Raw genomic sequence first — 26,127 nt, forward strand, 5'->3', positions numbered from 1 at the left:
TACCCGACGAAAGGGGATTGCATGGCGCGTCGCGACGAGATCGAATGCTGGCTCACCGACATGGACGGTGTGCTCGTCCATGAGAACGCCGCGCTCCCCGGTGCGGCCGATCTCATTCAGCAGTGGCGGGATGAGGGCACCCCCTTCCTCGTGCTCACCAACAACTCGATCTTCACGCCTCGCGACCTCGCGGCCCGTCTGCGAGCATCCGGACTCAATGTGCCTGAAGAGGCCATCTGGACCTCGGCGCTCGCCACGGCAGACTTTCTGAAATCACAGGCACCCGGCGGCAGCGCCTTCGTGATCGGCGAGGCCGGTATGACGACCGCCCTCCACGAGGCCGGCTTCATCATGACCGACACCGATCCCGACTACGTTGTCGTCGGCGAGACCCGCAGCTACTCGTTCGATGCGATCACCAAGGCGATCCGCCTGATCGGGGCCGGTGCACGCTTCATCGCGACCAACCCCGACGCGACGGGCCCGAGTGCCGAAGGCCCGCTGCCCGCGACCGGTGCGATCACCGCGATGATCACCAAGGCGACCGGCGGGATGGAGCCGTACGTCGTCGGCAAGCCCAACCCGATGATGTTCCGGTCGGCGATGAACCGCATCGGAGCGCACTCCGAGAACACGGCGATGATCGGCGACCGGATGGACACCGACATCGTCGCGGGCATCGAGGCCGGACTGCACACCATCCTTGTGCTCACCGGCATCAGCGACCAGAGCGAGATCGACCGCTACCCGTTTCGGCCCGACGAGATCCTCAAGGGCGTCTACGAGCTCGTCAACAGCACGCCGGTGGAAACCGACCTGTAGGCGGGTGCTCGCTGGTCGCCCGGCTGCTGGGTGTCAGGCTGCCGGGTGGCAGGCTGCTGGGTGTCAGGCTGCCGGGCCCGGCCCGGCGACGCTCGACGTGAGCTTCTCCCCACCTGATCGGTTGGTGAAGCAGTAGTAAGAGCGCTGGCCGTCCTTCCACTGCTGCTCCGTTGCGGGGTATGTCCCCTGCAGCTGGAGATCCGGATACGCGCCCGCGGCGGCCAGATCGATGATGCCCGGCTTCGTGCAGAGCACGTTGATCTGCTGCGCCAGAGCGTCAGCGCCCGGGTACGGAGCCGCGGGGTCGGCCGAGAACAGGTTCGTGTAGACGAGCTGCGCTGCGTGGGGTGCAGCGCAGTCGACGACCGTGAACGTCTCGGCCCACGGGGTCGTGAACGGGTCGATGCACTCACCGCCGCCAAGCGTGTTCCACGGATGCGTTCCCGCGGGCTGCGCAGCGGCAGGCTTCGGCTGCACGGTCGGCGTGGGCGTCGGGGTCGGCGTCGGGGTCGTCGATGCGCCGGCTGTCGAGGTGGAGGTCGCCACCGGGACGCCGCCGAACAAGGAGGGGAGTCGCGTCCCCAACGCGAACAGGCCGATCAGGACCAGGACGACGACGAGGCCGCCCGCGACCCAGAAGAGGAGGCGGTTGATGTCACCGGCGCCGCCGCGGCCGGCGGATCCGCCACCACCGCCACTGCCATCGCCACCGCCGGTGCCGCCGGGACCGCCGGGGGCGGGTACCGGGTATGCCGAAGCAGTCGCGGTCGTTCCGGTTGCTGCGATCGCTCCGGATGCCGGCGAGACCGTCGAGGACACAGGCGCGGGCGCGACGTCCACCGGCGCAGTCGCCAGTTCGGGGAACAGGATCGCGTCGGCCGCGGAAGGTTCGGTGAACGGGGAGGTCGCCGGGGCGGGTTGCGCGAAGAGAGCGGCGAGACCGTCCTCCTCTGTGTCCTCGGTGTCCTCGGAGTCGTCTGAGTCGTCTGCGTTCGACGTCTCGGTCGCGCCGGTACCGCTCAGTGCGGCTTCGAGTTCCGCCGCATCCATCGCAACCGTGTCCGCGCTGACCTCGGCGAGGCTCTCAGCGTCGAGCGGTTGCGTGGCTGGCGACGGGAGGGCCCCCATGAGCAGTGCAGCCTCTTCGAGCGGCGGGATCCCGGCGGGCGCCTCGGGCGCGGGCGAGAGGGACTCCTCGGGCTGCGAATCGTCGGTGCGCGCATTGAGCAGTGCGGCGATCTCCGCGGTGTTGAGCTGGGTGGTCGGGGTGTCTGCCGGGGAGAGCGGCGGTGCATCCTGAGCGATGGGCGCAGAGGGTGCCGCAGGCGTTGCGGACGCCGAGGGCTCTGCGGGCGCTGCTGGCTCGAAGAAGGCGGCTGCAGGCGTGCCATAGGCGGGCGTTGCGGGTGCGGGGGATGCGGGCTCGACGGGGGGTGTTTCGGGCAGCACAGCAGCCGACGCATCCGGAACGATGACGATGCCCGTGGTGTCACCGATCACCGAACGGCTCGACGGCTGCTCATCGGCGCTCTCGTCGAAGAAGCCGAGCAGGGATGCGAGCCCGTGCGATTCTTCGGCGCCGGCTTCGCCCGCGACGGGTTCTGCGGGCTCGTTCGGCCGCTCGGGGTCGGGCTCGGGCTCGGGCTCAGATGCCGGCGGAAGATCCATCGCCGGCGGGAAAACAGGCGGAACGAGGACCACCGGCGGCTCCGGCGTGAACCGGGCCGCGGGCGGTTCGGGGACGATCGGTGCCGCGGTGGGCGCAACGTCGACCGGTTCCGCGGGCGGTTCCGGTTCCTGCTTCTGCTCCTGCTCCTGCTCCTGCTCCTGGCTCGGGGTGGGGGTATCGGAGGATTCCCTGAGCTGTTCGGCCGCGGCGCCGGTGAGCAGCACATCCCACGACGGCGGCTCCGGCATCCTGAGCGACTCCGTGAACCCCGGGACCACGGGTGCCGCGGGCGCATCGGCTAGAGGCTCGGTGTGCTCGACGAGCGGGTCGCTTCCGACACCGGGCGTGAGGTTCCAGGCGAAGGGCGCGCCGGGCTCGAAACCCGGGGACGTTTCCGGCGCACTCGCCGGCTCCGCATCTCGAGGACTTTCGACGGGCGCGACAGCGTTCTCTGCTACGTCTGCGGGGGGCTGCTCGACCTCGGCTGGTGGCTGAAGGAACAGGTCGAACGTGTCCTCCGGGCGCGCGAACTGCGGGTCGAAAGAGGGAGTAGTGGGCTCCGCGATCTCGGAATCAGGCTTCCAGATCTGGGGTTCCCGCGCCTCGTGCTGGGGCAGGGGCTGGGTCAGCGGAGCCGTCAGCGGCGTCGTTGCCGCGGGCGGTTCCACCCAGTTCGAGCGGCGCGGACCCGACGGCGCCTCGTGCTCGTCGGACGCATCCTGAGCCTCATCGACCCCATCGGGTGCCGGGCTTGCCTCGACCTTGTTCTCACCGCTCAGACGGCCACCGCTCAGCTGCTGCAGCAGCCACTCGGAGCTGCCGAACTCGGGCTCGGACGCGCCTGGGCCGTTGCCGGCTTCGGGGGCGTCTTCGTCCCGATCGCGGTGGTCGGCCACTAGTCGAGCCCCAGATCCTTGAGACCGATGGCGGCGAAGTACGGGTAGCCGGCCGCCTCGATGACCTCGCGCGCACCGGTGTTGCGGTCGACGACCACGGCGACACCGACGATCACGGCACCAACCTTCTCGAGCGCTTCGATCGCCTTGAGCGGCGAGCCGCCCGTCGTGGACGTGTCTTCGAGCACGATCACTCGCTTGCCCTCGAGATCGGGGCCCTCCACCTGCTTGCCGCGGCCGTGGTCCTTCGGCTCCTTGCGCACGACGAACGCGTCGTAGGCGAGCCCGCGAGCGGCGCCCTGGTGCAGGATGGCCGCGGCCACGGGGTCGGCGCCCATCGTCATACCGCCGACGGCGACGACATCCGGAACCTGCTGGATCAGGTCGATCATGACCTGCCCGATGAGGGTGCGACGCGGTGGTCGAGGCTCACTTTGCGCAGGTCGACGTAGTAGGTCGCCTTCTTGCCGCTGGTCAGCGTGAAGTCGCCGTGGAACACGGCGTCGGCGGAGATGTAGTCGATGAGCTGCTGTCTGGCGTCTGTCACACCCCCGATTCTAGGGGAACCCCCGATGAGCGGCTCGATCAAGGCCACCCCCAGGGGGAGTTGTCCACAGGTTGCGGCGCACGTGCGAAGCCCGTCAGTACCGGCCGATACGATCGGGATATGCGTGTTGCGACCTGGAATGTGAACTCGATCCGCTCCCGAGTCGAGCGGGTCGTCGACTGGATGGTGCGCGAGAACGTCGACGTGCTCGCCATGCAGGAGATCAAGTGCAAGCCCGAGCAGTTTCCGCACCAGGCGTTCGAAGACGCCGGCTACGACGTCGCGCTGCACGGCCTCAACCAATGGAACGGTGTCGCGATCGCGAGCCGCCTTCCGATCGAGGACGTCGAGGTCGGCTTCCCCGACATGCCCGGATTCCTCAAGGGGGAAGAGGGGCCCGACCTGCCCAAGGAGGCCCGCGCGATCGGCGCGACCGTCGACGGGATCCGCGTCTGGAGCCTCTACGTGCCGAACGGTCGCGCCCTCGACGATCCGCACTATCACTACAAGCTCGACTGGCTGGCGACTCTCGCGGCCGACACCCGAGCCTGGCTCGCCGAGAAGCCCGAGTTGCCGCTCGCGCTGATGGGCGACTGGAATGTCGCCCCGCTCGACTCCGACGTCGGCGACCCGACGCTCATCCCGGGCGTCTCGACTCACATCTCCCCGCCCGAGCGCAGCGCGTTCGCCGCTTTCGAGGCCGCCGGGCTCACCGATGTGGTCCGTCCGCTCGTGCCCGAGGGATACACGTACTGGGACTACAAGCAGCTGCGGTTTCCGCGCAACGAGGGGCTGCGCATCGACTTCATCCTGGGGTCGAAGCCGTTCGCCGATCTCGTCACCGGGGCGAGCATCCACCGCAACGAGCGGAAGGGCGTGGCGCCGAGCGACCACGTGCCGGTGCTCGTCGACCTCGACATGCTTCCCGAAGAGAGCGAAGACGACGATCGGCCGATGATCTTCGGCTGAGCTTCCGCGACGGCGCAAGCGCGCCACACGTGATTGACGTCCGGTTTCATTACGTTACGTTTCGCGACGAACTGCGTTGCGGGTAAGGGCCGGGTAGCTTCAGAATCACTCCTTCCGTCGCAGATCCGAGCGAGAGCCATGTCCACACCGTCAGCGTTCCCCGTCGAGTTCGTCGACGTCGCGCGCTCGTTCGCGGTCGACACGAAGAAGGCCAAGCAGCCGGGCGGCTCCCGAAAGAGCGGCCCGGTCGACCGACTCGTGCTGCGCGACGTCTCACTGCGCGTCGAACCGGGTGAGGTCGTCGCCATCCTCGGAGCGAGCGGATGCGGCAAGTCCACCCTCCTGCGCATCGCCGGCGGTCTCGACTCCCCGACCACCGGGGCGGCACTGATCGACGGCTCGGCTGTCGCCGGCGTCGACCCCCGCTGCGCCGTCGGCTTCCAGGAGCCACGACTGCTGCCCTGGCGCACTCTCGCTGCCAATGTGTCCCTCGGCCTGCCGCGGGGTATCGACCGGCGCGATGGCGCTGAACGCGTCGCGCGCCTGCTCGACCTCGTCGGGCTGTCCTCTTCCGCGACCCTGCGGCCGCGCGAGGTCTCGGGCGGGATGGCGCAGCGCGCATCCCTCGCCCGTGCTCTCGCTCGCAACCCCGGCGTTCTGCTGCTCGACGAGCCTTTCGGTGCTCTGGATGCGCTGACCCGGCTGAAGATGCAGGATCTGCTCCTCGAGGTGCACGGCGCCAACCCCACGACCATCCTCCTCGTCACACACGACGTCGACGAGGCCCTTCAACTCGCCGACCGCATCATCCTGCTGGGCGTCGAAGAAGACCGACCGGGCGCGACCATCCGACGCGCCCTCACCGTGCCGGGCACCCGCCCGCGCGACCGTGGTTCAGCCGAACTGGCCGAGCTGCGCGCGGAACTGCTCGACCTGCTCGGGATCGACCGCCACGGTCACGCCCACGAGGTCGCAAGCTCCTCCACAGCACCGGCATTTCGCTACTGATCCACAGATTCACTCCTGCCAGACCCTCGCCCGCAGCAAACGGCGAGGCTGGATTCCTGATAGAGCACCGCACCTTCGAGAGGCATCATGCGTAAACCCACCATCATCACCGCCGCCGCAGCCGTCGCCGCCGCAGCCGCCCTGTTGCTTTCCGGCTGTGTCGCAGGCGAGGGCTCAGCCGCCGAGCCGGCCTCGACCAGCACCACCGGCGTCACGCAGGGCGGAACGCTCAACATCGACTTCGCCACCTACAACCCGCTCAGCCTCGTGATCAAGAAGGAGGGCTGGCTCGAGAAGGCGCTGGCCAAGCAGAAGATCACCGTGAACTGGGTGCAGTCCGCCGGCTCCAACAAGGCCAATGAGGCGCTGCGCTCGGGCGCGATCGATGTGGGCTCCACCGCCGGTTCGGCCGCGCTGCTCGCCCGCTCGAACGGCTCGCCCATCAAGACCATCGACATCTACTCGCAGCCCGAATGGTCGGCTATCGTCGTCGGCCCGAACTCCACGGTGACGTCGGTCAAGCAGCTCAAGGGCAAGCAGATCGCGGCGACCAAGGGCACCGACCCCTACTTCTTCCTGCTGCAGTCGCTCGAGGCGAACGGTCTCAGCGCCAACGACGTGACCATCCAGAACCTGCAGCACGCCGACGGATGGGCGGCTCTGCAGAACGGTTCGGTGGACGCATGGAGCGGCCTCGACCCGATCATGGCGAACGCGGAGAAGTCGGGCGCCAAGCTGATCTACCGCAATGTCGCCTTCAACACCTACGGCTTCCTCAACGCGACCGAGTCGTTCCTCTCCTCCAAGCCCGATGTGGCCCAGACCGTGGTCAACACCTACGAGCACGCACGCGAGTGGGCGCAGAAGCACCCGGAGGAGACGGCGAAGGTCCTTTCCGACGTCGCCGGCATCGACCCCTCCGTCGCCAAGACCGTCATCACCGAGCGCACCAACCTCGATGTCTCGCCGATCCCCGGAGCGGCGCAGCTCAAGGTGCTCAAGAAGGTCGGGCCGATCTTCGTGCAGTCGGGCGACGTCAAGTCGCAGTCCGACATCGACACCGCGTTGAAGACCCTCCTCGAGCCGCGCTTCGTCAAGAAGGCCGACCCGAGCGCCATCGGAGGCTGACACACCCATGAGCTATCAGAGCGCACCGGAGGGCGACGGGCCGATCATCGTGGTCGGCGGCCCGGGCGGCGACATCGGGGCGGCCGCATCGGTCGCCCGCGAGAAGCCGCGTCCGGTCGCGGGCGACCGAGGGGGACGTGTTCCGTTCCTCTCGCGTCGGTCGGTGCGGATCGTCGGCGGCTTCGTGCTGCCGGTCCTTATCCTGGTGGCGTGGCAGCTCGCCTCGACCTCCGGTGCGTTCACCTCGGCTCAGCTCCCCACTCCGACGATGGTCGTCGAGGCCGGCGTCGACCTCGCCCAGCGCGGCCTGCTCGGCCTCTACATAGCGATCTCCACGCAGCGCGTCCTCATTGGCTTCGCCTGCGGCGCTCTCCTCGGGCTCGTCTTCGGTGCGCTCGTCGGCCTGTCCCGTCTGTGGGACATCTTCTTCAGCTCGACCCTGAGCGCGATCCGGGCGGTGCCGTCGCTCGCCTGGGTGCCTCTCCTCATCCTGTGGTTCAAGATCGGCGAGGACTCGAAGGTCATCCTCATCGCGATCGGCGCGTTCTTCCCCGTCTATACGACGGTCGCCGCATCCCTCAAGCACGTCGACCGTCACCTCGTCGAGGCCGGCCGCGCCTTCGGCCTGAAGGGCGTGCGACTCTTCACCACGGTTCAACTGCCTTACGTGCTCCCGTCGGTGATCTCCGGGCTCCGGCTCGCGCTGGCGCAGTCCTGGCTCTTCCTCGTCGCCGCGGAGCTGATCGCGTCCTCGATGGGGCTCGGCTTCCTCTTGAGCGACTCGGCCAACAACGGCCGAACCGATCGGCTCTTCCTGGCGATCATCCTGCTCGCCATCATCGGCAAGCTCACCGACTCGCTCGTCGGCATCTTCGAACGCTGGGCCGGCCGCCGCTGGGGCTGAGCCCGCGCAGGGCTGAACCCGCGGAGGGCTACGCCCGCGGAGGACTGAAGCACCGAGTTGCGGCAAATCGACCCTCCGGAGCGTCGGGAAGGTCGATTCGGCGCCACTCGACCCTCACCCGCCGCGGTGCGGCGGGTGAGGGTCGAGTGTCCGGGTACCGGTCAGCGCGTGGATGCACGGCGGTTGGACACGCGTCGGAAGATCCGCTCGACAGCCCACAGGATGATTCCGATGGCGAGGAGCGCGAGGGCGATTGCGTACTGGCCCGGCGGGCGTCCTGACGTCCACGGGAACACCAGATAGAGGCACGTGATCGCGCCGATGATCGGCAGGAACGATGCCGTGCGGAAGTGTTTGTGCTCGACAGGCTGACGCCTCAGGACGAGCACGGTCACGTTCACCACGGCGAACACCGCCAGAAGCAGCAACGAGGTCGTTCCACCGAGCAGCGCGACGATCGATCCCTCGGGGTCGAGGGAGACGTAGAGGATCAGACCGACAGCGAGGGCGCTGGTGAACAGGATGGCCGCCCACGGCGTCTGACGCTTCGGCTGCACCTTCGACAGGAAACCGGGAAGCACCTTCTGCTTACTCATGCCGTAGAGCAGACGGCTCGCCATCATCATGTTGATGAGCGCTGTGTTCGCCACCGCGAACATCGAGATGAACGGCAGCAGGTCGGCGATGGGGAAGCCCGGCGCCGCCGCTTCGACCGCGCTGACCAGCGGCGTCTCGCTGCCGGCGAGCTCGCCGATCGGCACGAGCGCGACGACGCAGATCGAGATGAGCACGTACACGACGGCCGTGATCCCGAGACCCGTGAGCATGATCTTCGGGAAGATCCTGCTGGGATCCTTGGTCTCCTCGGCCATGTTGACCGAGTCCTCGAAGCCGACCATCGCGAAGAACGCCAGCGATGTCGCGGTGCTGACGGCGAGCAGCACACCCTTGTCCTCCGGCGTATCGAAGGCCACGACTCTGGACAGGTCGGCGTCGCCTCCCGCGATCGCCCACAGCCCGATCATGATCACGAGCAACAGGCCGGAGAGCTCGACGAGCGTGAGCACGACGTTCAGCCAGACACTCTGCGTCACGCCCCGCAAGTTGACGAGCATGATCAGCACGATGAACGCGACCGCGATCAGCATCGTGACGGTGTTGTCAGACGGTAACGCGAATCCCAACGTCAGATTGACGGCGAAGGCTCGGGATGCGGTGGCCGCCGAGGTGATGCCCGACGTCATCACGATGAAGCACACGATGAAGGTGAAGAAGTGGACGCCGAACGCCTTGTGCGTGTAGAGCGCAGCCCCCGCGGCCTGTGGGTACTTGGTCACCAGCTCCAGATACGAGAGCGCCGTGACCGTCGCGACGGCGAAGGCGAGCAGGAACGGCAGCCAAGCCGCACCGCCGACCTCGGCTGCGACCTGCCCGGTGAGGGCGTAGACACCCGTGCCGAGGATGTCCCCGACGATGAACAGAAGCAGCAGGCCGCGGCCGAGCGCCCGCTTGAGTTCCGGCTGCGGCGACTCGGTCTTGACCACCTGGGTCCAGGATGGATCGCTCATGCCCCCACTCTCCGTTGCGTTTGGGGAGCTACTTTATGTGAGAGTTCTCAGAAATGCGACCCATCCAGGGTGCGTGGCGGCAGGCGAGGGTCTGGAGGCGGCGCGTCCGGGCGTGGCGACTCATCAGCGCGCCGCAGCAGGTCAGGGCTGCCGGCCGGTGAAGTCGTCCATCGAGTTGTAGACGCCGAAGACCCGGCCGGCCATTGCATCCCAAGCCCGGGTGGGCAGGATGCCCTTGAGCGTCTTCGCGAGGCCGACGGACCAGGGCAGCATCAGCATCGGCCGGCCGGCGAGCATGGCGCGCCAGACCTTGTCGACCACGTGCTCGGGAGTGAGCACCGGGGTAAGGAGCGGCCCGCGAGCTCCCTCGAACATCCCTGTCGAAATGTAGCTCGGGGCGACCGTCGTGACGCGCACGTGCCCGAACCCCTGCTGGGTCAGCTCGAGGCGAAGGCTGTCGCTCCACCCGATCACCGCCCACTTCGAGGCGGCGTAGACGCTCATCCGGGGATTGGCCACGGTTCCCGCCGCCGAGGCGATGTTGACCACGCGCGCCTCGCGGGGCTCTCGATCATGCCCGGGAGGAACTCGCGCGTCACGTACATCGGCGCCAGCGCGTTGACCTGCATCGTCGGCCGGGTGTCCTCGCCGTTGTCGTGCTCCCAGAAGTATTTGCCGCGCACGATGCCGGCGTTGTTGATCAGGATGTCGATCCCGCCGATGTCTTTTCGCACCGACTGAGCGGTCTGCGCGATTGCACCGAGCTCACTGAGGTCGAGAACGTAGGGGAGAACAGAGGTCGTCGGGGTTCCGGATGCGGAACTCGGCGATCGCTCCGGCGCACCCCAGGCCGTGGCCGAGCGCTCGTCCATCACGATCCCGCGCAGCTCGGCGACGACCGTTTGAAGGGCTTCGTCATCGCGATCCCAGAGCACGACCGCCCGCGCACCCTCGCGAACGGCGCGCTCCGCGTAGAGCCGTCCCATGCCGGAGGCGGCACCCGTGATCAGGACCCGTGCGCCTCGAACCGTTCTCGTCATGTGACCATCATGACAACCTCCCCTGATCGTCGCCCACTCGCCCGTTCGAACTTTCTCCCCTCATCGGCGGCTCCGGTAGTCGACCCGCTGCTCGGGGGTCAAGTGCTCGGTCGCGTAGCTGAGCATCGTGCGGGGCATCCGGGGCGCATTCGCGTCGAGGAATTGCAGGAGCTCTGCCCGGTCGACCCGCTTGCCCACCTCGCGCAGCATCCAGCCGATCGCCTTGTGCATCAGGTCTTCCGAATCGTCGAGGAGCAGTTCGGCCAGCTCCAGCGTGGTCGACGCATCGCCGTGCTTGATGAAGGCGAACGTCGACAGCACAGCCACCCGGCGCTCCCACAGGCTGTCGCTGCGCGCGAGCTCGAAGAGCACGTCGCGCGGTCGGCCCAGCCACAGGTACTCGCCGAGCACAAATTCCGCGGACGAATCCACGAGATCCCAGTTGTTCACGCGACCACGCCGCACGGCGTCGAGATAGAACCCGGCGATGTGCTCGGTCCGCGCGGGATCCCCGGTGGCCGATCTGCTCGCCAGTTCGAACATCCTGTTCAAGATGATCAGCCCGGCCAGTCGATGCTCGTGGACCTCGCTGTCGAGCAGTGCCCGGATGCCCTCGAGGTCGAGGCTCGCGAAACGCTTGGCCACAGCGCGGGTCTGAGGAACGCGCACGCCGATGAACACGTCGCCCTCGCCGTACTGCCCGGGACCGGTTTTGAAGAAGCGCTGCAGGAACTCTGCGTCTTCGGTGTCGGCGATCTCCGCGAGCGCATTCTTGACCGCTTCGGCGGTCGCTGGAGTGGTCATGCGGCGAGCCTACTGACGTTTGCCTCCTCCACAGGAGGACGAATTTTGGCGTTTATCCACAGATTTGCGACGCTTTACCGCGTGCCACAACCTTTGACGCAAGAATTCATGCAGGCGGGCAAGAAAAGTTTCCAGACTTCTCGTTAGGCTCGAAATGGGTGCGCTTCGTGCACCCGCCACTAGTCGCCGCACAACCGCGGCCGTTCAGCGACGGGAGGTTCGTCATGTCTCAATTCGTTTCCCAGTTCCGTAACGATGCAATTGTCGGAGAGCCCGAGGTCGTCGAAGACGTCCGTTCCGTTCGCTCGCTGGCGGCGCATCCCGCGTGGCTCGGGTTGAAGGCTGCAGCCGTCGAGCTTCAGGCCGTGCAGATCAAGGACGGGTCCGTTCCCGAGGAGTCGGACAAGGCGGGCGCCGCGCAGAACGTCGCCACGATCGTCGACGCCGTCGCCGAGCTCGCACCGTTCTTCCCGCACGACGCGGCGTACCTCGACGCTCTGGCCTCAGACTTCCGCCGCTGGGCTGAGGGCGGTTTCGGTGTTCCCGACTTCCTCGAGTCGCTGATAGCGTTCCAGCCGCAGCAGCACCGCATCGACGGAATCGGCCACCTCGTGGTGTTCCCGATGTACACGCAGAACGGCAGCACCAATCGGCTGGTGGAGGCCGTGCTCGTCGAGGTGATCTGGCCGGAGTTCATCTCCGAGCTGGAGCAGGGCGACTACGGGAACAAGCTGTTCGTTCCGCTGCGATTCGTCGACTTCACTCCCGGATACGACACCAACTCCGCGGTGCTGTTCCCCGAGACCGTCGCCATGCGCGAGATCCCGACGTTCACCTGGGGCGCGATCTTCCAAGACCGAGAAGCGGCGCGCTATCGCCGGGTCGTGCGTGCGGCCGCCGAGATCACGAAGCTCGAACTGCCGGCCGACGCCGCACGGATGCTCGACGATCAGAAGCTCACGGAGGAGACCTTCGTGATGTGGGACCTCATCCACGACCGCAGCCACATGCGCGGCGATCTACCGTTCGACCCGTTCATGATCAAGCAGCGCATGCCGTTCTTCCTCTACTCCCTCGAGGAACTCCGGTGCGACCTGACCGCGTTCCGCGAGTCGGTCCGGCAGGAGCGTGAGCTGTCGGCACTGGCCGACTCCGAGCTCACGGATGCGCAGCGCGACATCCGCGAGCACGCCCGGCTCGTGCAGTACGCGGTGATCTTCGACCGCATCTTCCGGTTCGCGATCACCGGAAGCCGGGTGCGCAACTACGACGGACTGGGCGGTCAGCTCCTGTTCGCGTGGATGCACCAGCACGACGTTCTGCACTGGACGGACACGAAGCTCACCATCGACTGGGAGAACGTTCCGGATGTCGTGGTTGCGCTGAGCGACCAGATCAACGACCTGTACTGGCGGTCGATCGACCGCCCGAAGGTCGCCCACTGGCTGGCGGCATACGAAATGCTGACCCAGACGCTCACGCCGAACCCGGCGTCGAACTGGGCACGCGGGCTCCCCGACGAGATCCTCGCCGGTGTGCCGAAGGGCTACACCGACGCCGTGCTCGACGACGAGTTCCCGCTCTCGATGTTCTACGAGGCGCTGAACAAGAAGATGGCAAGCGTCATCGAGTCGACGGCCGGCATCACGGCGGAGTCGGACGCGAAGTGACCACCGAGAACGACGCACCGGTCCGGGCGGCGACGCCCGGACCGGCGCACTCGGCGGACGCGCACTCGGACCAGGAGCACTCAGAACAGGAGCACTCGGGGCAGACGACCCGCTCCCTCGCGGGCAAGACCGTGCTGATCGCCGGTGCGACCAGCGCGAGCGGCGAGGCCGTCGCGCGCGAGCTCGTCGGGGCGGGCGCGACCGTGCTCGCGGTCGGCACTCGGCCGGAGGCGCTCTCCGCCCTCGCCGAGGCGGTTCCGGGCGTGGACACTCGCGTGTGCGACCTCGCCGACCGGTCGGCGGTCGCCGAGCTCGCCATGCGCATCCACCTCAAGTTCGGGAACATCGACGGCCTGGTGCACCTCGTCGGCGGCTGGCGTGGCGGGGGCGGAATCGCCGGGCAGACCGACGAGGACTGGGACTTTCTCGACCGGTCGTTCGCGACCCTGCGCAACACATCCCGCATCTTCTACGACGATCTCGTCGCCTCCCCCGCCGGGCGTCTCGCCGTGGTCTCTTCCACAGCTGTCGAACGTCCATACGCGGGCGGCGCGAACTACGCGGCGGCCAAGGCAGCGGCGGATGCGTGGACCAGGGCCATCGCCCAAGGCTTCGGCAAAGAAGCGCCCAACGCCGCTGCCGCGATCTTCGTCGTCAAGTCCTTGTCCGGGTTGGAGTCCGCGCTTGCTGCTCGCGTGGTCGCACTCTGGAGCGAGGCTCCCTCCACAATCAACGGCGTCCGCGAGTTGCTCACAGCTCCGGCGGGCGGAGAGAACGCCCCGTCCGATCCTGCGAGGATAGAACGGTGACGCTACAACTCCATGACCTGAATCTCCGCGGTTTCGCCTCTGACAACTACGCCGGTGTGCATCCCGAAATCCTCGACGCCATCGCGGCCGCCAACGAGGGCCACCAGATCTCCTACGGCGAAGACGTGTACACCGAACGACTGCACGAGGTGTTCGCCGAGCACTTCGGCGAAGGCGTCCAGGTGTTCCCGGTCTTCAACGGCACCGGAGCGAACGTCGTCGGCCTGCAGTCGATGATTCCGCGGTGGGGCGCGGTGGTCTGCGCCAAGACCGCGCACATCAACACCGATGAGGCGGGCGCCCCTGAGCGCGTGGCCGGCATCAAGCTGCTCCACGTCGAGACACCCGACGGCAAGCTGACCCCCGAGTTGATCGACCGTGAGGCCTGGGGCTGGGGAGACGAGCACCGCGCCCAGCCGCTGGTCGTGTCGATCACCCAGACCACTGAGCTCGGCACCGCGTACAGCGTCGACGAGGTGAAGGCCATCGCCGACCACGTGCACTCCCTCGGCATGAAGCTGCACATGGACGGCGCCCGCATCGCCAACGCTGCCGCCTCGCTGGGCGTGCCGCTGCGCGCATTCACCACCGACGCCGGGGTCGACGTGCTCAGCTTCGGCGGCACGAAGAACGGAATGCTCTACGGCGAGGCCATCGTCGTGCTCAACCCCGAGGCCTCAGAAGGACTGCTCTATCTACGCAAGCTGAACATGCAGCTCGCCTCCAAGATGCGGTTCATCTCCGCTCAGCTGATCGCGCTGCTGACCGATGACCTGTGGCTCCGCTCCGCCACCCACGCGAACGCGATGGCCGACCGGCTGCGCTCGGCGCTCGAGGCGGGGATCGCCGACGGCAGCATCCGCGGTGTCGGGTTCAGCCAGGAGACCCAGTCCAACGGCGTGTTCGCCACGCTGCCGGCCGGGGTCGCCGATCGGCTGCGCGAGCACTTCCGGTTCTACGACTGGGATGCGGCCAACAACGAGGTGCGCTGGATGTGCTCGTTCGACACGACCGAGCACGATATCGACGCCTTCGTGGCCGCTCTCATCCAGGAATTGGACGCCTGAAACGCTCTGAATCCTGGCACTCAGACTGGGGTACAAATCGTGTCCTCATTTTGACCCACAAAAGGCATTTCTCGGGTAGAGTTCAGGAGTCGGCAAAGGAACCCGAATAATCCTTTACCGATAACCCCGAAACGCATGCCGGGCACGTGAACCTCCCTAGGGTTCATGAGCCCGGCATCGTGGTTTAACGGGCCAGCGTCTCGCGCGCAGCCTTGACTCGACGGCCGTCGAGCGTACCGTCGTTCTGCGCCGGGCACACCGGCGACGAGAGGACCCGAGAATGACCGAGACGCTGAACGAATCCCAGATCAAGGGCCTGAGCGCGAAAACGGTCGCGCACGTGGTCCACTACCGTCGCAAGACGTACGTGACGCGGCCGACCGAAGGGTATGCGCTACTCAAGCGGGTGCGCACACTCCTGAAGGACGGGACGACCGACCTGGTTCCGCTCGTGCACCGCGACGGATTCGTCTGGCTCGCGGTCGGCCCCGGCATCCCGATCGCGGTCGACGAGATCGAGACGGATGACGGCCACTCCGAAAAGCACACGCTGAAGCGACTCGGACTCGAGGAGTAAGCACCCCGAGCCCGAGCCGCATCCAGGGATCAGCCAGACCGGCCAGACCGGCCAGCCCGGCCGAACGCCTCAGTCCGTCGGACCCGCCGGAACCAGCTCCTTGTCCACCTTCGACTTACGCGAGTTCGCAGTGCTCACCGTCGCGACGGTCGGCACCGGCTCGACGATCGAACCCGACTCGGCAGCATCCAGCGCCGACTCGGGCGCCGACGATCCGACGAACTCGCGCAGCCACGGCACGAGGTCCGGACCCAGGTCGGGACGGTCGGACGCCAGCTGCACGATCGCCTTGATGTAGTCGAGCCGGTCACCTGTGTCGTAGCGGCGGCCGGTGAAGATCACGCCGTGCACCCCACCGGTCCAGTCGGGCGCCGCCGCAAGCCCCTGAAGCGCATCCGTCAGCTGGATCTCGCCACCCTTGCCCGGCTCGGTCTTCTCCAGGATGTCGAAGATCTCGGGGCGCAGCACGTAGCGGCCGATCACGGCGTAGTTCGAGGGCGCGCTGTCGCGGTCCGGCTTCTCGACCAGACCCGTGATGCGCACGACATCGTCCTCGTCCGTCTCGATCACTGCCGCTGCGCCGTAGAGGTGGATCTGGCTCGGGTCCACCTCGAGGAGTGCCACGACCGTGGTGTTGCGCTCACGCTGCACGTCGAGCATGCGGGTGAGCAGCTCATCCCGAGCATCGATGATGTCGTCGCCGAGCAGCACCGCGAACGGCTCGTGCCCGATGTGCATCTTGGCGCGGAGCACGGCATGGCCGAGCCCCTTCGGGTCACCCTGACGCACGTAGTGCATGTCGGCCAGCCCGGTCGAGTGGTTGACCTTCTCGAGCCGGTCGGTGTCACCCTTGCGGGCGAGGGTGTCCTCGAGTTCGGTCGCGCGGTCGAAGTGGTTCTCGAGCGCGTTCTTGTTGCGGCCGGTCACGAGCAGCACATCGTGCAGACCCGCATTCACCGCCTCTTCGACGACGTACTGGATGGCCGGCTTGTCGACCACCGGCAGCATCTCTTTGGGCATGGCTTTGGTGGCCGGGAGGAAGCGGGTTCCGAGCCCGGCTGCCGGGATGACGGCCTTGGTCACGTAATGGGTCACGATGTTCTCCTGTCGGTGGACGGTGCGAAGAAGTGCGAAAAGCGAGGGGCGAACGGCGAACGATTCGGTTCGAGGCCGCGGGATGCGCGGCTCAGCGAAGCGGCGCGAGCTCGGCGAGGTCGTCGGCGAGCGCTGCCACCTCCGGGACGCGCCCCATCGAGTGGACGGTCCAGCCTGCCTTGCTCCACTCGGTCGAGGGGAGGCAGTTGCGGGCGTCGATCACCGTCTTGTGGCCGACGACGTCCCCGAGGGCGATCGGGTCGATGTCGATGAACTCCTGCCACTCCGTGAGCACGATCGTGACGTCCGCGCCGGCGACCGCCTCGTCGATCGAGTCGGCGTACCCGAGGGTCGGGAACATCCGCTGAGCCGTCGCGTTCGCCTGGGGGTCGTAGACGACCACCTGAGCGCCGCGGAGGTGCAGAGCGGCGGCGACGTTGAGCGCAGGAGAGTCGCGAACGTCGTCGGTGTGCGGCTTGAACGCAGCACCGAGAACGCCGATGCGACGGTTGAGCACCGATCCGCCGACCGCCTTGAGCGCGAGGTCGATGACCCGCTGCCGGCGACCCATGTTGATCTCATCGACCTGCTGCAGCAGTCCGACCGCGGAGTGCGCGCCCAGCTCTCCCGAGCGGTGCATGAGGGCACGGATGTCCTTGGGCAGGCATCCGCCGCCGAAGCCGAGCCCCGCGTTCAGGAACTGGCGGCCGATGCGCTTGTCGTGACCGAGCGCATCCGCCAGCAGGGAGACATCGGCGCCGACGACGTCGCAGATCTCGGCGATGGCGTTGATGAACGAGATCTTCGTGGCGAGGAACGCGTTGGCGCTCACCTTGACCAGCTCGGCCGTCGGCAGGTCGGCGACGAGCACGGGGGTTCCGGATGCGATCGGCTGCGCGTACACCTGGCGCAGGATCGCCTCGGAACGCGCGGTCGTGCCACCGAAGACGAGGCGGTCGGGCGTGAGCGTGTCCTCCACGGCCTTGCCCTCGCGGAGGAACTCCGGGTTCCAGACGACCTCGGCGTGCACTCCGGCCGGAGCGGCGTCGGCCACGATGGCGCGGAGACGCGAGCCGGTTCCGACGGGCACGGTCGACTTGCCGACGATCAGCCCGTCGTGGGTGAGGTTGGCCGCGATCGAGCGGGCGGCCGTCTCGACGTAGCTGAGGTTGGCGGCGAAGCTCCCCGACTGCTGGGGCGTGCCGACGCAGATGAAGTGCACATCCGAGACCGCGGTCGCCTCGGCGATGTCGCTGGTGAAGCGGAGGCGACCGGATGCGACGTGCTTCTTGATGAGTTCGGGGAGCCCGGGCTCGAAGAACGGCACGCGTCCTTCGCTGAGCTCCTCGACCTTGCGGGGGTCGGTGTCGACGCCGATGACGTCGAAACCGAGCTCGGCCATGGCGGCCGCGTGGGTGGCTCCGAGGTAGCCGGTGCCGATGACGCTGATGCGGGGCGCCGGAGCGTCCGTGACGGTCTTCTTCATGATGATCAGTCCTTACTTCGCTGGGGTGAGCGTGAATTTGTCTTCGGGTTTGGTGAGCCCGGTGATGAATGCCGAGAGCGAGTCGGCCCGGGAATCGATGCGCCAGTCGTTCGTGGCGCGGACGCCCTCGACGTAGCTGGTGACCGCGAGGTTGAACCACGAGAAGCCGATGATGTCGTCGTTCTCGGGTTTTCCTAGGGCCGTGAAGAACGAGTTGATCCAGGCCGGTTTGTGACCGTCCGTCTCCGAGGCGCCGATCTCGGACAGCATGATCGGTTTCGAGGTGATCGACCGCAGCTTGTCCAGGCTCGGCTTGAAGGTGTAGTTGAACGAGAAGTCGTTGTCCGACTTGTAAGGCGGTCGCAGGTATCCGGAGAGCCCGACCCAGTCCACGTATGCGTCGCCGGGGTAGAGGGCGTTCAGGTATCCGTCGGCCTGGTGGGATGCGGGCAGGTTGTTGACGATGTTCGGCGACCAGACCCACATCACCAGGTTGTTGGCGCCTTCCGCCTGGAAGATGTCGTGGACGTGACGCCACATCTGCACGTACTCGCCCGAGCTGTTGCCGTTGATCGACTTGCCCTGACCGTCGTTCTCGGCCCACGGGTACCAGACGCCGTTCATCTCGTGGTCGAGACGGATCGCGAGCGGAAGACCCGTCGAGACGATGTCCTTCGCGTACTGGTGCAGGTAGGCGTCGAACGATCCGCTGATGATCTTCGACAGGGAGTAGTCCGGCGCGACGTTCGTGTCGTTGCCGGCGTCGATCGGGCGGGACTCCCAGGTCATCATGGGCATCCGACCCGCCTGCCAGGCGCGGGTCACCGCGTTGGCCCGGAAGGTCTCATCCCAGCCGCTGAAGTAGCCGACGACGTTGGGCTGCACGCCGATCTTCGCGCTGGTCGCGTCGAAGGTCGCCCAGTTGAACGGCGCCTGGTCGGTGTACATCCCGAAGTAGCGGGTCGCCGGTTGCACGAGCTGAGCCTTCGACGGCGCGGTGATCGGGGCCGCGGCAGTCCCTCCGCCGGAGCCCGACTTGGTTCCGGATGCGGCGTGCGCCTTCGTGCCCGATGCCCCGGCGAGCTGCGCCTTGGCCTGGGCCAGCGCGTTCTCGGCGGTCATGGCACGTTGCTGGGCTTCGGCGAGCTGCTTGGCCGTCGACGCCTGGGAGGCGACTACTTTCTGCTGCAATGCGGTGATCTTGCCCTGCTGGGTGCTGATGGTCTTGTGCGCGGTCGTGAGGTTCTTCTTGAGCACGGTGTTCTCACCCGAGAGCGGGTTGACCGCCTCGACGGCCGCGTTCACCACGCCACGCACCGGACTGCTCGGCGAGGACCAGATGAAGTACGAGATGCCGCCGAGCACGAGAGCGAGAACCAAGAACGCTGCGGTGGTGGCCTGCGAGCGCGATTTGCTCTGGGCCCACCAGTTGGACGTGAATTCAGACAAGGAAGAAGACCTCCACGGTCAGGATCGCGATACCGATCAGGTAAGGGATGGCTGCATAGGGGTTGAGCCGGCGGCGCTCCGCGCGCTTCGACTCGGTCTTCGCGGCGGGAGCGGCCAGGGGTGCCGCCGCCTGCGCTCTGCGGACTTCTGCACGCGTTGCGAGGGCGGTGGCGGTGGAGACTCCGCCGACGGCGTCGGGGAGTACGGGACCCGACATCGACGAGGGCGCCAGTGCGGCATCCGCCGCCTCGATCTGGTCGATCTCGCTGTCGGAGGTGATCTCGCTCGGTCCGCCGGAGTATGCACCCGAGCGGGTTCCCCATCCGCTGGCGTGGGCCATGCGGAAGAATCCGAGGAGGCGGATCGGCATCAGGAAGAACGTGGACACGATGATGAACACGGGGAGCCGGAAGAAGTCGCTCGGCTTCTCGGAGAGGTGGCGGATCTGCCGGATGGCCATGCTGATGACCGAGGAGATGACCATCAGCCCGATGACAGTCAGGATGCCCGCCTGCAGGCCGTAGGTCTTGAGAAAGCCCTCGTACAGGTTGTAGCCCTGGCCCGTTATGCCGCGGTAGATCCAGCCGCCGATGACACCGGCGAGGATGAACGGCAGCAGGATGTCGCTGATGAAGAAGAACGCCAGCAGGGGGCGTGGCCAAGCATCCAGGGCAGCATGCGCAGCGTGTTGTACTGCGACCCGCGCGCCCACCGCAGCTGCTGCTTGAACAGCTTCTTCACCTTGAGCGGCGCATCCGTGTAGACCAGCGAGGTGTGCTGGTAGACCGTGCGGTAACCCTCTTTGAGTGTGAGGTTCGTGAGCGTGCGGTCGTCGGAGACCTCGAGGAAGACGCCCAAGAACCGCTCTGTCATGAACTTGTCCATGACGCGCATCAGGATCGACCGACGGAAGGCGATCGTGCGCCCGGGGAGGCAGCCGATCTGTCCGACGACAGACTGCGCAGGCATCGAGTACAGGGCACGCGAGTTCTCGAGCCAGTCGGCCCAGCGTGTGATCCAGCTGCGCTCCGGCTCCAGGATGCGCTGCTTGGTCGTGACTCCGCCGACGCGCTCATCCTTGAACGGCTTCACCAGCTCGCTCAACGCGTTCGGCATCCACACGGTGTCGGAGTCCACCAGCACGGTGATGTCGCCCGTCGACATCCGCGTGCCGATCATGACCGCGTTCCGCTTGCCGGGGATCGGGGTGTGAACCCAGCGCACGAGCGGCGCGAACTCCTCGCACACCTCGACCAGGTCGGGGTTCGGTGCGCCGTTGATCACGACGATGATCTCGCCCGGTCGCTGCTCGACCATGCGGCCGAGCACATCCCGGAACAGGTCGAGTGGTTCGTCGACCACCGGGACGACGACGCTCGTCGAGATGTCGAAGTCTTCGGTGTATGCGCGATAACGCCTCGAGACGACGACCTTGATGATCCAGATGATCCAGATGAAAGCGGAGTAGACGGCGAAGAGATAGAGCTCGGGATGGCCTTCGAGCATGTGCCTGATTTGCAGGATGAAGATGAACACGAGGAGACCTTTCGTGATCGACGGGGCGGCATCCGCGGCGCTGAGGACGATGATCAGATTCGGGTAGGTCTTGTTTCTATCCGCCCCTCCAACGGGGGCGCAAGTAGGCGAGAACGCCCGAAAAGAGCCCGAAACACCGCCGTGGAGAGAACGCCGGCACATTCGCATCGCGAACACTGTCCGCCGACATGCGGACACGGTGACGCTGTCGGCACATTGGCGGACACACCCTCTTTCGGGGGGATCGTAAATGGCCGATCAGCATCGCAAACGGATACCGACTCCGGATACGAAGCACACTCTCGCGCTCCTCGCTCGTCCCCCGGCCCTTGTACCCCGATCCGGGGAGTAGAACCAGGGGTCTCCCTGCCCGATTCGGCCCGCGAAAGGGGGCGAAGAATTTACATGACGGAAACAAAAGGTTCACCAGACGGTTCGACGCGGACCTCTTGACGTGCACGGGAAGCGGTGTCAGAGCGAACGGTCAGGGTCGCCGGAATACCCTGGTTTGTGCATGCGTTTACATGCATTGGCGATGATGCCGCATCCTGTTTCCCCCACTATCTGGAGTACCGATGACCATCGCCGAACTGTCCGATCGCGCCGCCGACACCACCGCGCGCCTTTTGCCCGCGCTTGCCGAGCGCTGGAGCCCGCGTGCCTTCGACGCCACCGCATCCGTCGACGAGGAGAAGCTCACCGCCGCGCTCGAGGCCGCCCGCTGGTCGCCGTCGGCGAGCAACACGCAGCCCTGGCGCTTCATCGTCGCCCGCCGCGGAAGCGCGGCGTTCCGGGCCATCGAAGAGAACCTGATGGGCTTCAACAAGGCGTGGGCAGGATCTGCGAGCGTGCTCATCGTGGCCCTCGCCGAGATGGTCGACCCCGACGGCAACGAGCGCCGCTGGGCAAAGTACGACCTGGGACAGGCCGTCGCGCACCTCAGCGTGCAGGCGCACCACGACGGGCTGCACGTGCACCAGATGGGCGGTTTCGACGTCAACGGCCTGCGGGATGCGTTCGACATCGAAGAGCGCCTGCTCCCCGTGTCGGTCACGGCGCTCGGAACTCTGGGCGACCCGGATGCGCTGCCCGAGGCCCTGCGCGAGCGCGAGCTCGCCCCGCGCACCCGCAACTCGCTCGACGACCTGCTCGTCGTCAACGCCTAGCGGCACCCGCCTTAACTGCCGAGTCGCGGCATATCGACGCTCCCGAGGTTGGGGAAGGTCGATATGCCGCGACTCGGCGGTTAACGGGGAGGGCTAGGGGCGGAGAAGCACCTTGATGGCGCGGCGCTCGTCCATGGCGGCGTACGCCTCGGCCGCCTCGCTGAGCGGAAGCTCGAGGTCGAAGACGCGACCCGGGTCGATGGCGCCGGACCAAACATCCGGCAGCAGCTCCTCGATGTAGTTGCGCACGGGCGCTACACCGCCGTTGACGCCGATGTTGTCGTTGAAGAGGGGCGCACCGGCAGTTCCGGACCGCCGTTCGGCACGCCGACGTAGCCGACCATGCCGCCGGGGCGTGCCGAGCGGATCGCCTGATCCATCGACTCCTTGGTGCCGACGGCCTCGAGCACGCAGTCGGCGCCGATGCCGCCGAGCAGGCCCTTGACCACCGCGACGCCCTCGTCGCCGCGTTCGGCGACGATGTCGGTGGCGCCGAAAGCGCGGGCGAGCTCCTGGCGGGTCTCGTGGCGGGACATCGCGATGATCCGGGATGCTCCGAGCCGCGAGGCGGCGAGCACAGCGCAGAGGCCGACCGCCCCGTCGCCGACGACCACGACCGTGCTGCCCTCGGTGACGCCGGCGGAGGCCGCTGCGTGGTGGCCGGTTCCCATCACATCCGCCAGAGTCAGTAGACCCGGGATGAGCTCCTCACGCGGATACTCTGGGGTCGCGACGAGCGATCCATCCGCGTGCGGCACGCGCACCTTCTGGCCCTGGCCTCCGTCGGCGAACCCGCCGAGCCGATCCTTGGACCCCCACCATCCGCCGTTCAGGCACGAGGTGCTGACACCGTTGAGGCAGTTCACGCAGGTCATGTCGCAGTCGTAGAACGGGGCGATCACGAAGTCGCCCGGCACGATCTTCTGCACGTCGGGCCCGACCTCCTCGACGACCCCGACGAACTCGTGGCCGATGCGGTGCGGGTGGTTCGTGGGCGTGACGCCCCGGTAAGGCCAGAGGTCGGACCCGCAGACGCAGGATGCGACGACGCGCACGATGGCGTCGCCTCCGGTGGAGAGAACTGGTTCGGGGACCTCGTCGACGCGGATGTCCCGTTCGCCGTAGATGACTGTTGCAAGCATGCTCCGAGCCTACGCTCGACCCGCATCCCGCCGCTCTGTCGATCGGCGCCCGACCGGTCGACACGTCCGTGACGCGTCGCCTCTTCTGAGAACCCGTACAGACATCACCCCCGTTCGGGGCACCACCGGTATCGCCGGAGTGAACAGACGGTGAAGGCCCCCTCTGAGCGGGCTGTGCGCTCGTAGCATCGCTCATGCCGGTGACCCCGGCGTCTATCCCATCCCCCTTCCCTGCTCGCCGAGGAGGCACCGCGACATGTCGAAGCGCTCCCGGTTCGCCGCGTTCTTCGCGGTGCTGGGTGCGATCATCGCGATCGGAGTGGTGCTGACGGTCGCGACGCGACCGGGCGTTGTGAGCGCGGCCGCGCATCCGGGAACCTACGCCATCTCGGCCGGACAGGATGCGTGCGGCGCAGGCTGGGGAAGCCCGAGCCACGCGCACGTCCCGGGCGGCGAACAGAGCTTCACCGTGACCAACGGGACGATCGCCGGCATCGAGGTGTACCTGCAGGCCGTGACCAGCGGCAAGGTCTACCTCGACCTGGAGGGGCTCGGCACGGGCGCGCATGCGAAGGCGCGTGTGACGCTCGGATCGGGACGGTACCGGTTCGTGTGCCTGCCCGCCGATGCGGATGCGGTGCGCGGTCCGACCGTGACGGTGGGGGCCGCTCCGCCGACGGCGCAGCTCACGCCTGGCATCGTTCCGGTGACGCGGAACGACCTGATCCCGGCTGCGAAGGCCTACGGGGACTGGGTCGGGTCGCGCATCCCTGTGCTCCGTCAGCAGGTTGCGACGCTCGGCGACGACGCTGCGGAGGGCGACTTAGCGGCGGCACGCTGCGATTGGTTGACCGCCCACGAGACGTACGAGACCCTCGGTGCCGCGTACGGCGCCTTCGGCGACCTCGACACGGCGATCAACGGGACGCCCGCTCCGGGCCTCACGGCGACGACCGACCCCGACCTCACCGGCTTCCACCGGGTGGAGGCGGAGCTCTGGTCGGGAGCGTCGGCCGCCGACATCTCGGCGTCGATTGTTCCTCTCAGCACCGCGGTCGACCAGCTCGGTGCCGCGTTCTCCGATGCCGAGATCGACCCGCAGGACATCGGGCTGCGAGCCCACGAGATCGTGGAGAACGCGATCCAGTTCGAACTGACCGGGGCGACGGATGCGGGATCGGGGACCGAACTCGCGACGATCGACGCGAACCTCACGGGAGCCGGGCAGGCGTTGCTGCCGCTGGCGGGCATCCTGACGTCGCGCTACGACGACCTCGGGGCGACGACCGCGAGCCTGGCCGCCGCGAAGACGCTGGTCGAGTCGTTCAGGACGGCCGACGGCGGCTGGCTACCGCTCGCGCAACTGAGTCGCAGCGATCGGGAACGGCTCGATGCCGCGCTGGACGCGACGGTCGAACTGCTCGCGCCAGTGGCGGCGATCTGCGATATCCGGAGGGAAGCATGAGCGAGGGTACTGGCTCGGTCGCTACCGGAATCGGGCGACGCGGATTCGTCGGCACGGCACTCGGGGCAGGGGTCGCGGCCGGCGTTGCGGCGGGGGCTGCCGCGGCGGGGCTCGGGATGGGCGGCTCGACGGCTGCCCACGCGTCAGCGTCGGCTGGCGCTGGCGCCGCGTATCCGTTCCACGGCGCGCACCAGCAGGGCATCCTCACCCCGGCCCAGCGCGCCGCCGCGTTCGTCGCGCTCGACGTCACCACGGCCACGCGGACCGAGCTTGCGGATCTGCTCCGCACGATCACCGATCGCGCCCGCTTCGCGACCACCGGCGGCACGCCACCCGACCCCGGCCTCACCGCACCACCGCGGGACTCGGGGATCCTCGGTACGACCATCGTGCCGGACGGGCTCACCGTGACACTCTCGGTGGGCGCATCCCTGTTCGACGACCGCTTCGGGCTCGCGTCGGCCAAACCCGGACTGCTGCGCACGATGGAGGACTTCCCCAACGACGCGCTGCGGCGGGAGGTCTGCGACGGCGACCTGCTGCTGCAAGTGTGCGCGAACGACCAGGACTCGGTGACCCACGCCGTTCGCGAGATCGCACGCGCGACCCGCGGCGGGATGCAGGTGCGCTGGCGTCAGGACGGCTTCGTGTCGCCGCCCCGCCCATCCGGAACCCCGCGCAATCTGATGGGCTTCAAGGACGGGAGCGCCAATCCCCCCGTGACGGATGCGAAGGCGATGAGCGAGCTCGTCTGGGCGAAGGCCGGCGGAGCTGAGCCCGGCTGGGTCGGCGGCGGGAGCTATCACGTGGTGCGGCTCATCCGGATGCTCGTCGAGTTCTGGGACCGGGTGAACCTGCACGAGCAGGAGAACATGATCGGCCGCCGCCGGGACAGCGGAGCGCCGCTGACCGCCTCGCACGAGCTGGACGATCCGCACTACGAGCTCGACCCGACCGGCGACGTCATTCAGATGGATGCGCACATCCGGCTCGCCAATCCGCGCACGCCGGACACTGCGAAGCAACGCATGCTGCGCCGGGCATACAACTACGACGCGGGGTTGGATGCGAACGGCAACCTCGACATGGGCCTCATCTTCACCGCATTCAACCAGGACCTCGAACGCCAGTTCGTGACCGTGCAGAAGCGGCTTGCCGACGAGCCGCTGGTCGACTACATCTCGCCGTTCGGCGGCGGGTACTTCTTCGCGCTGCCGGGTGCGCGCGACAGTTCTGACTGGCTCGGGCGCACGATGCTCGCCTGACCGGTCGACCGGCTCGACGCATCCGCGCCGAAACCAAGAGCAACA

General features: G+C 67.4%; 21 protein-coding genes and 2 pseudogenes. 12 read left to right on the forward strand and 11 right to left on the reverse strand.

Annotated elements, in window-relative coordinates; all coding sequences use genetic code 11:
* Positions 1-21 precede the first annotated feature (21 nt).
* On the forward strand, positions 22-822 hold the full coding sequence (locus tag ACQ86A_RS19420) for an HAD-IIA family hydrolase (protein WP_431278545.1): 801 nt from the start codon (positions 22-24) through the stop codon (positions 820-822).
* A 63-nt stretch (positions 823-885) separates the two neighbouring features.
* On the opposite strand, the gene ACQ86A_RS19425 is transcribed toward ACQ86A_RS19420, so the two are convergent.
* A complete protein-coding gene (locus ACQ86A_RS19425) occupies positions 886-3,387 on the reverse strand; it encodes a hypothetical protein (protein WP_431278546.1) in 2,502 nt (833 codons plus the stop codon).
* Positions 3,387-3,934, reverse strand: a pseudogene (pyrE, locus tag ACQ86A_RS19430) (orotate phosphoribosyltransferase). Before pyrE ends, ACQ86A_RS19425 begins: the two are co-directional and overlap by 1 nt.
* A 120-nt stretch (positions 3,935-4,054) precedes the next feature.
* Here pyrE and ACQ86A_RS19435 point away from each other — a divergent pair.
* The 4 genes from ACQ86A_RS19435 (at position 4,055) to ACQ86A_RS19450 (ending at position 7,943) form a co-directional block, all read left to right on the forward strand.
* Positions 4,055-4,903, forward strand: coding sequence for an exodeoxyribonuclease III (locus tag ACQ86A_RS19435; RefSeq protein WP_431278547.1), 849 nt, complete (start codon positions 4,055-4,057; stop codon positions 4,901-4,903).
* A 138-nt stretch (positions 4,904-5,041) separates the two neighbouring features.
* On the forward strand, positions 5,042-5,911 hold the full coding sequence (locus ACQ86A_RS19440) for an ABC transporter ATP-binding protein (protein WP_431278548.1): 870 nt from the start codon (positions 5,042-5,044) through the stop codon (positions 5,909-5,911).
* 87 nt (positions 5,912-5,998) lie between these two features.
* Positions 5,999-7,039 (forward strand): aliphatic sulfonate ABC transporter substrate-binding protein, encoded by a 1,041-nt coding sequence (locus tag ACQ86A_RS19445; protein ID WP_431278549.1) that lies wholly within the window; start codon positions 5,999-6,001, stop codon positions 7,037-7,039.
* A 7-nt stretch (positions 7,040-7,046) separates the two neighbouring features.
* Complete coding sequence (locus ACQ86A_RS19450; RefSeq protein WP_431278550.1) at positions 7,047-7,943, forward strand: ABC transporter permease; 897 nt, start codon at positions 7,047-7,049, stop codon at positions 7,941-7,943.
* Between the two features lie 161 nt (positions 7,944-8,104).
* On the opposite strand, the gene ACQ86A_RS19455 is transcribed toward ACQ86A_RS19450, so the two are convergent.
* The 4 genes from ACQ86A_RS19455 to ACQ86A_RS19470 form a co-directional block, all read right to left on the reverse strand.
* Positions 8,105-9,511, reverse strand: a complete 1,407-nt coding sequence (locus ACQ86A_RS19455) for an APC family permease (RefSeq protein ID WP_431278551.1) — start codon at positions 9,509-9,511, stop codon at positions 8,105-8,107.
* 141 nt (positions 9,512-9,652) lie between these two features.
* Positions 9,653-10,015: an SDR family NAD(P)-dependent oxidoreductase gene (locus ACQ86A_RS19460; RefSeq protein ID WP_431278552.1), complete on the reverse strand. Its 363-nt coding sequence runs from the start codon at positions 10,013-10,015 to the stop codon at positions 9,653-9,655.
* Positions 10,012-10,551, reverse strand: a complete 540-nt coding sequence (locus ACQ86A_RS19465) for an SDR family NAD(P)-dependent oxidoreductase (protein WP_431278553.1) — start codon at positions 10,549-10,551, stop codon at positions 10,012-10,014. The genes ACQ86A_RS19460 and ACQ86A_RS19465 overlap by 4 nt, the downstream gene beginning before the upstream one ends.
* 60 nt (positions 10,552-10,611) lie before the next feature.
* The gene (locus ACQ86A_RS19470; RefSeq protein ID WP_431278554.1) at positions 10,612-11,355 is read right to left on the reverse strand and encodes a DNA alkylation repair protein; all 744 of its coding nucleotides are present in this window, start codon (positions 11,353-11,355) and stop codon (positions 10,612-10,614) included.
* A gap of 224 nt (positions 11,356-11,579) precedes the next feature.
* Here ACQ86A_RS19470 and ACQ86A_RS19475 point away from each other — a divergent pair, with 224 nt between their 5' ends.
* The 4 genes from ACQ86A_RS19475 (at position 11,580) to ACQ86A_RS19490 (ending at position 15,478) form a co-directional block, all read left to right on the forward strand.
* Entirely contained in the window at positions 11,580-13,025 is a 1,446-nt protein-coding gene (locus tag ACQ86A_RS19475; protein WP_431278555.1) for a DUF6421 family protein, read from the forward strand.
* Between the two features lie 131 nt (positions 13,026-13,156).
* On the forward strand, positions 13,157-13,834 hold the full coding sequence (locus ACQ86A_RS19480; RefSeq protein ID WP_431280494.1) for an SDR family NAD(P)-dependent oxidoreductase: 678 nt from the start codon (positions 13,157-13,159) through the stop codon (positions 13,832-13,834).
* A complete protein-coding gene (locus ACQ86A_RS19485; protein WP_431278556.1) occupies positions 13,831-14,901 on the forward strand; it encodes a threonine aldolase family protein in 1,071 nt (356 codons plus the stop codon). The genes ACQ86A_RS19480 and ACQ86A_RS19485 overlap by 4 nt, the downstream gene beginning before the upstream one ends.
* Before the next feature lie 280 nt (positions 14,902-15,181).
* A complete protein-coding gene (locus tag ACQ86A_RS19490) occupies positions 15,182-15,478 on the forward strand; it encodes a hypothetical protein (protein ID WP_431278557.1) in 297 nt (98 codons plus the stop codon).
* Between the two features lie 69 nt (positions 15,479-15,547).
* Here the strand turns inward: ACQ86A_RS19490 and galU are convergent, their stop codons facing one another.
* The 4 genes from galU to ACQ86A_RS19510 form a co-directional block, all read right to left on the reverse strand.
* A complete protein-coding gene (galU, locus tag ACQ86A_RS19495; protein WP_431280495.1) occupies positions 15,548-16,576 on the reverse strand; it encodes a UTP--glucose-1-phosphate uridylyltransferase GalU in 1,029 nt (342 codons plus the stop codon).
* 88 nt (positions 16,577-16,664) lie between these two features.
* Positions 16,665-18,059: a UDP-glucose dehydrogenase family protein gene (locus ACQ86A_RS19500; RefSeq protein WP_431278558.1), complete on the reverse strand. Its 1,395-nt coding sequence runs from the start codon at positions 18,057-18,059 to the stop codon at positions 16,665-16,667.
* 12 nt (positions 18,060-18,071) lie between these two features.
* The gene (locus ACQ86A_RS19505) at positions 18,072-19,508 is read right to left on the reverse strand and encodes a glycoside hydrolase family 26 protein (RefSeq protein WP_431278559.1); all 1,437 of its coding nucleotides are present in this window, start codon (positions 19,506-19,508) and stop codon (positions 18,072-18,074) included.
* A gap of 564 nt (positions 19,509-20,072) precedes the next feature.
* Entirely contained in the window at positions 20,073-21,044 is a 972-nt protein-coding gene (locus ACQ86A_RS19510; RefSeq protein ID WP_431278560.1) for a glycosyltransferase family 2 protein, read from the reverse strand.
* A gap of 575 nt (positions 21,045-21,619) precedes the next feature.
* Here ACQ86A_RS19510 and ACQ86A_RS19515 point away from each other — a divergent pair.
* Positions 21,620-22,210, forward strand: a complete 591-nt coding sequence (locus ACQ86A_RS19515) for a nitroreductase family protein (protein ID WP_431278561.1) — start codon at positions 21,620-21,622, stop codon at positions 22,208-22,210.
* A gap of 93 nt (positions 22,211-22,303) precedes the next feature.
* Here the strand turns inward: ACQ86A_RS19515 and ACQ86A_RS19520 are convergent.
* Positions 22,304-23,352, reverse strand: a pseudogene (locus tag ACQ86A_RS19520) (zinc-dependent alcohol dehydrogenase family protein).
* A 256-nt stretch (positions 23,353-23,608) separates the two neighbouring features.
* Here ACQ86A_RS19520 and ACQ86A_RS19525 point away from each other — a divergent pair.
* Both ACQ86A_RS19525 and efeB read left to right on the forward strand, forming a co-directional pair.
* The gene (locus ACQ86A_RS19525; RefSeq protein ID WP_431278562.1) at positions 23,609-24,817 is read left to right on the forward strand and encodes an imelysin family protein; all 1,209 of its coding nucleotides are present in this window, start codon (positions 23,609-23,611) and stop codon (positions 24,815-24,817) included.
* Positions 24,814-26,082, forward strand: a complete 1,269-nt coding sequence (gene efeB / locus ACQ86A_RS19530) for an iron uptake transporter deferrochelatase/peroxidase subunit (RefSeq protein WP_431278563.1) — start codon at positions 24,814-24,816, stop codon at positions 26,080-26,082. Before ACQ86A_RS19525 ends, efeB begins: the two co-directional genes overlap by 4 nt.
* Positions 26,083-26,127 lie beyond the last annotated feature (45 nt).

The organism is Leifsonia poae, from assembly GCF_050632195.1.
Lineage (GTDB): Bacteria > Actinomycetota > Actinomycetes > Actinomycetales > Microbacteriaceae > Leifsonia > Leifsonia poae_C.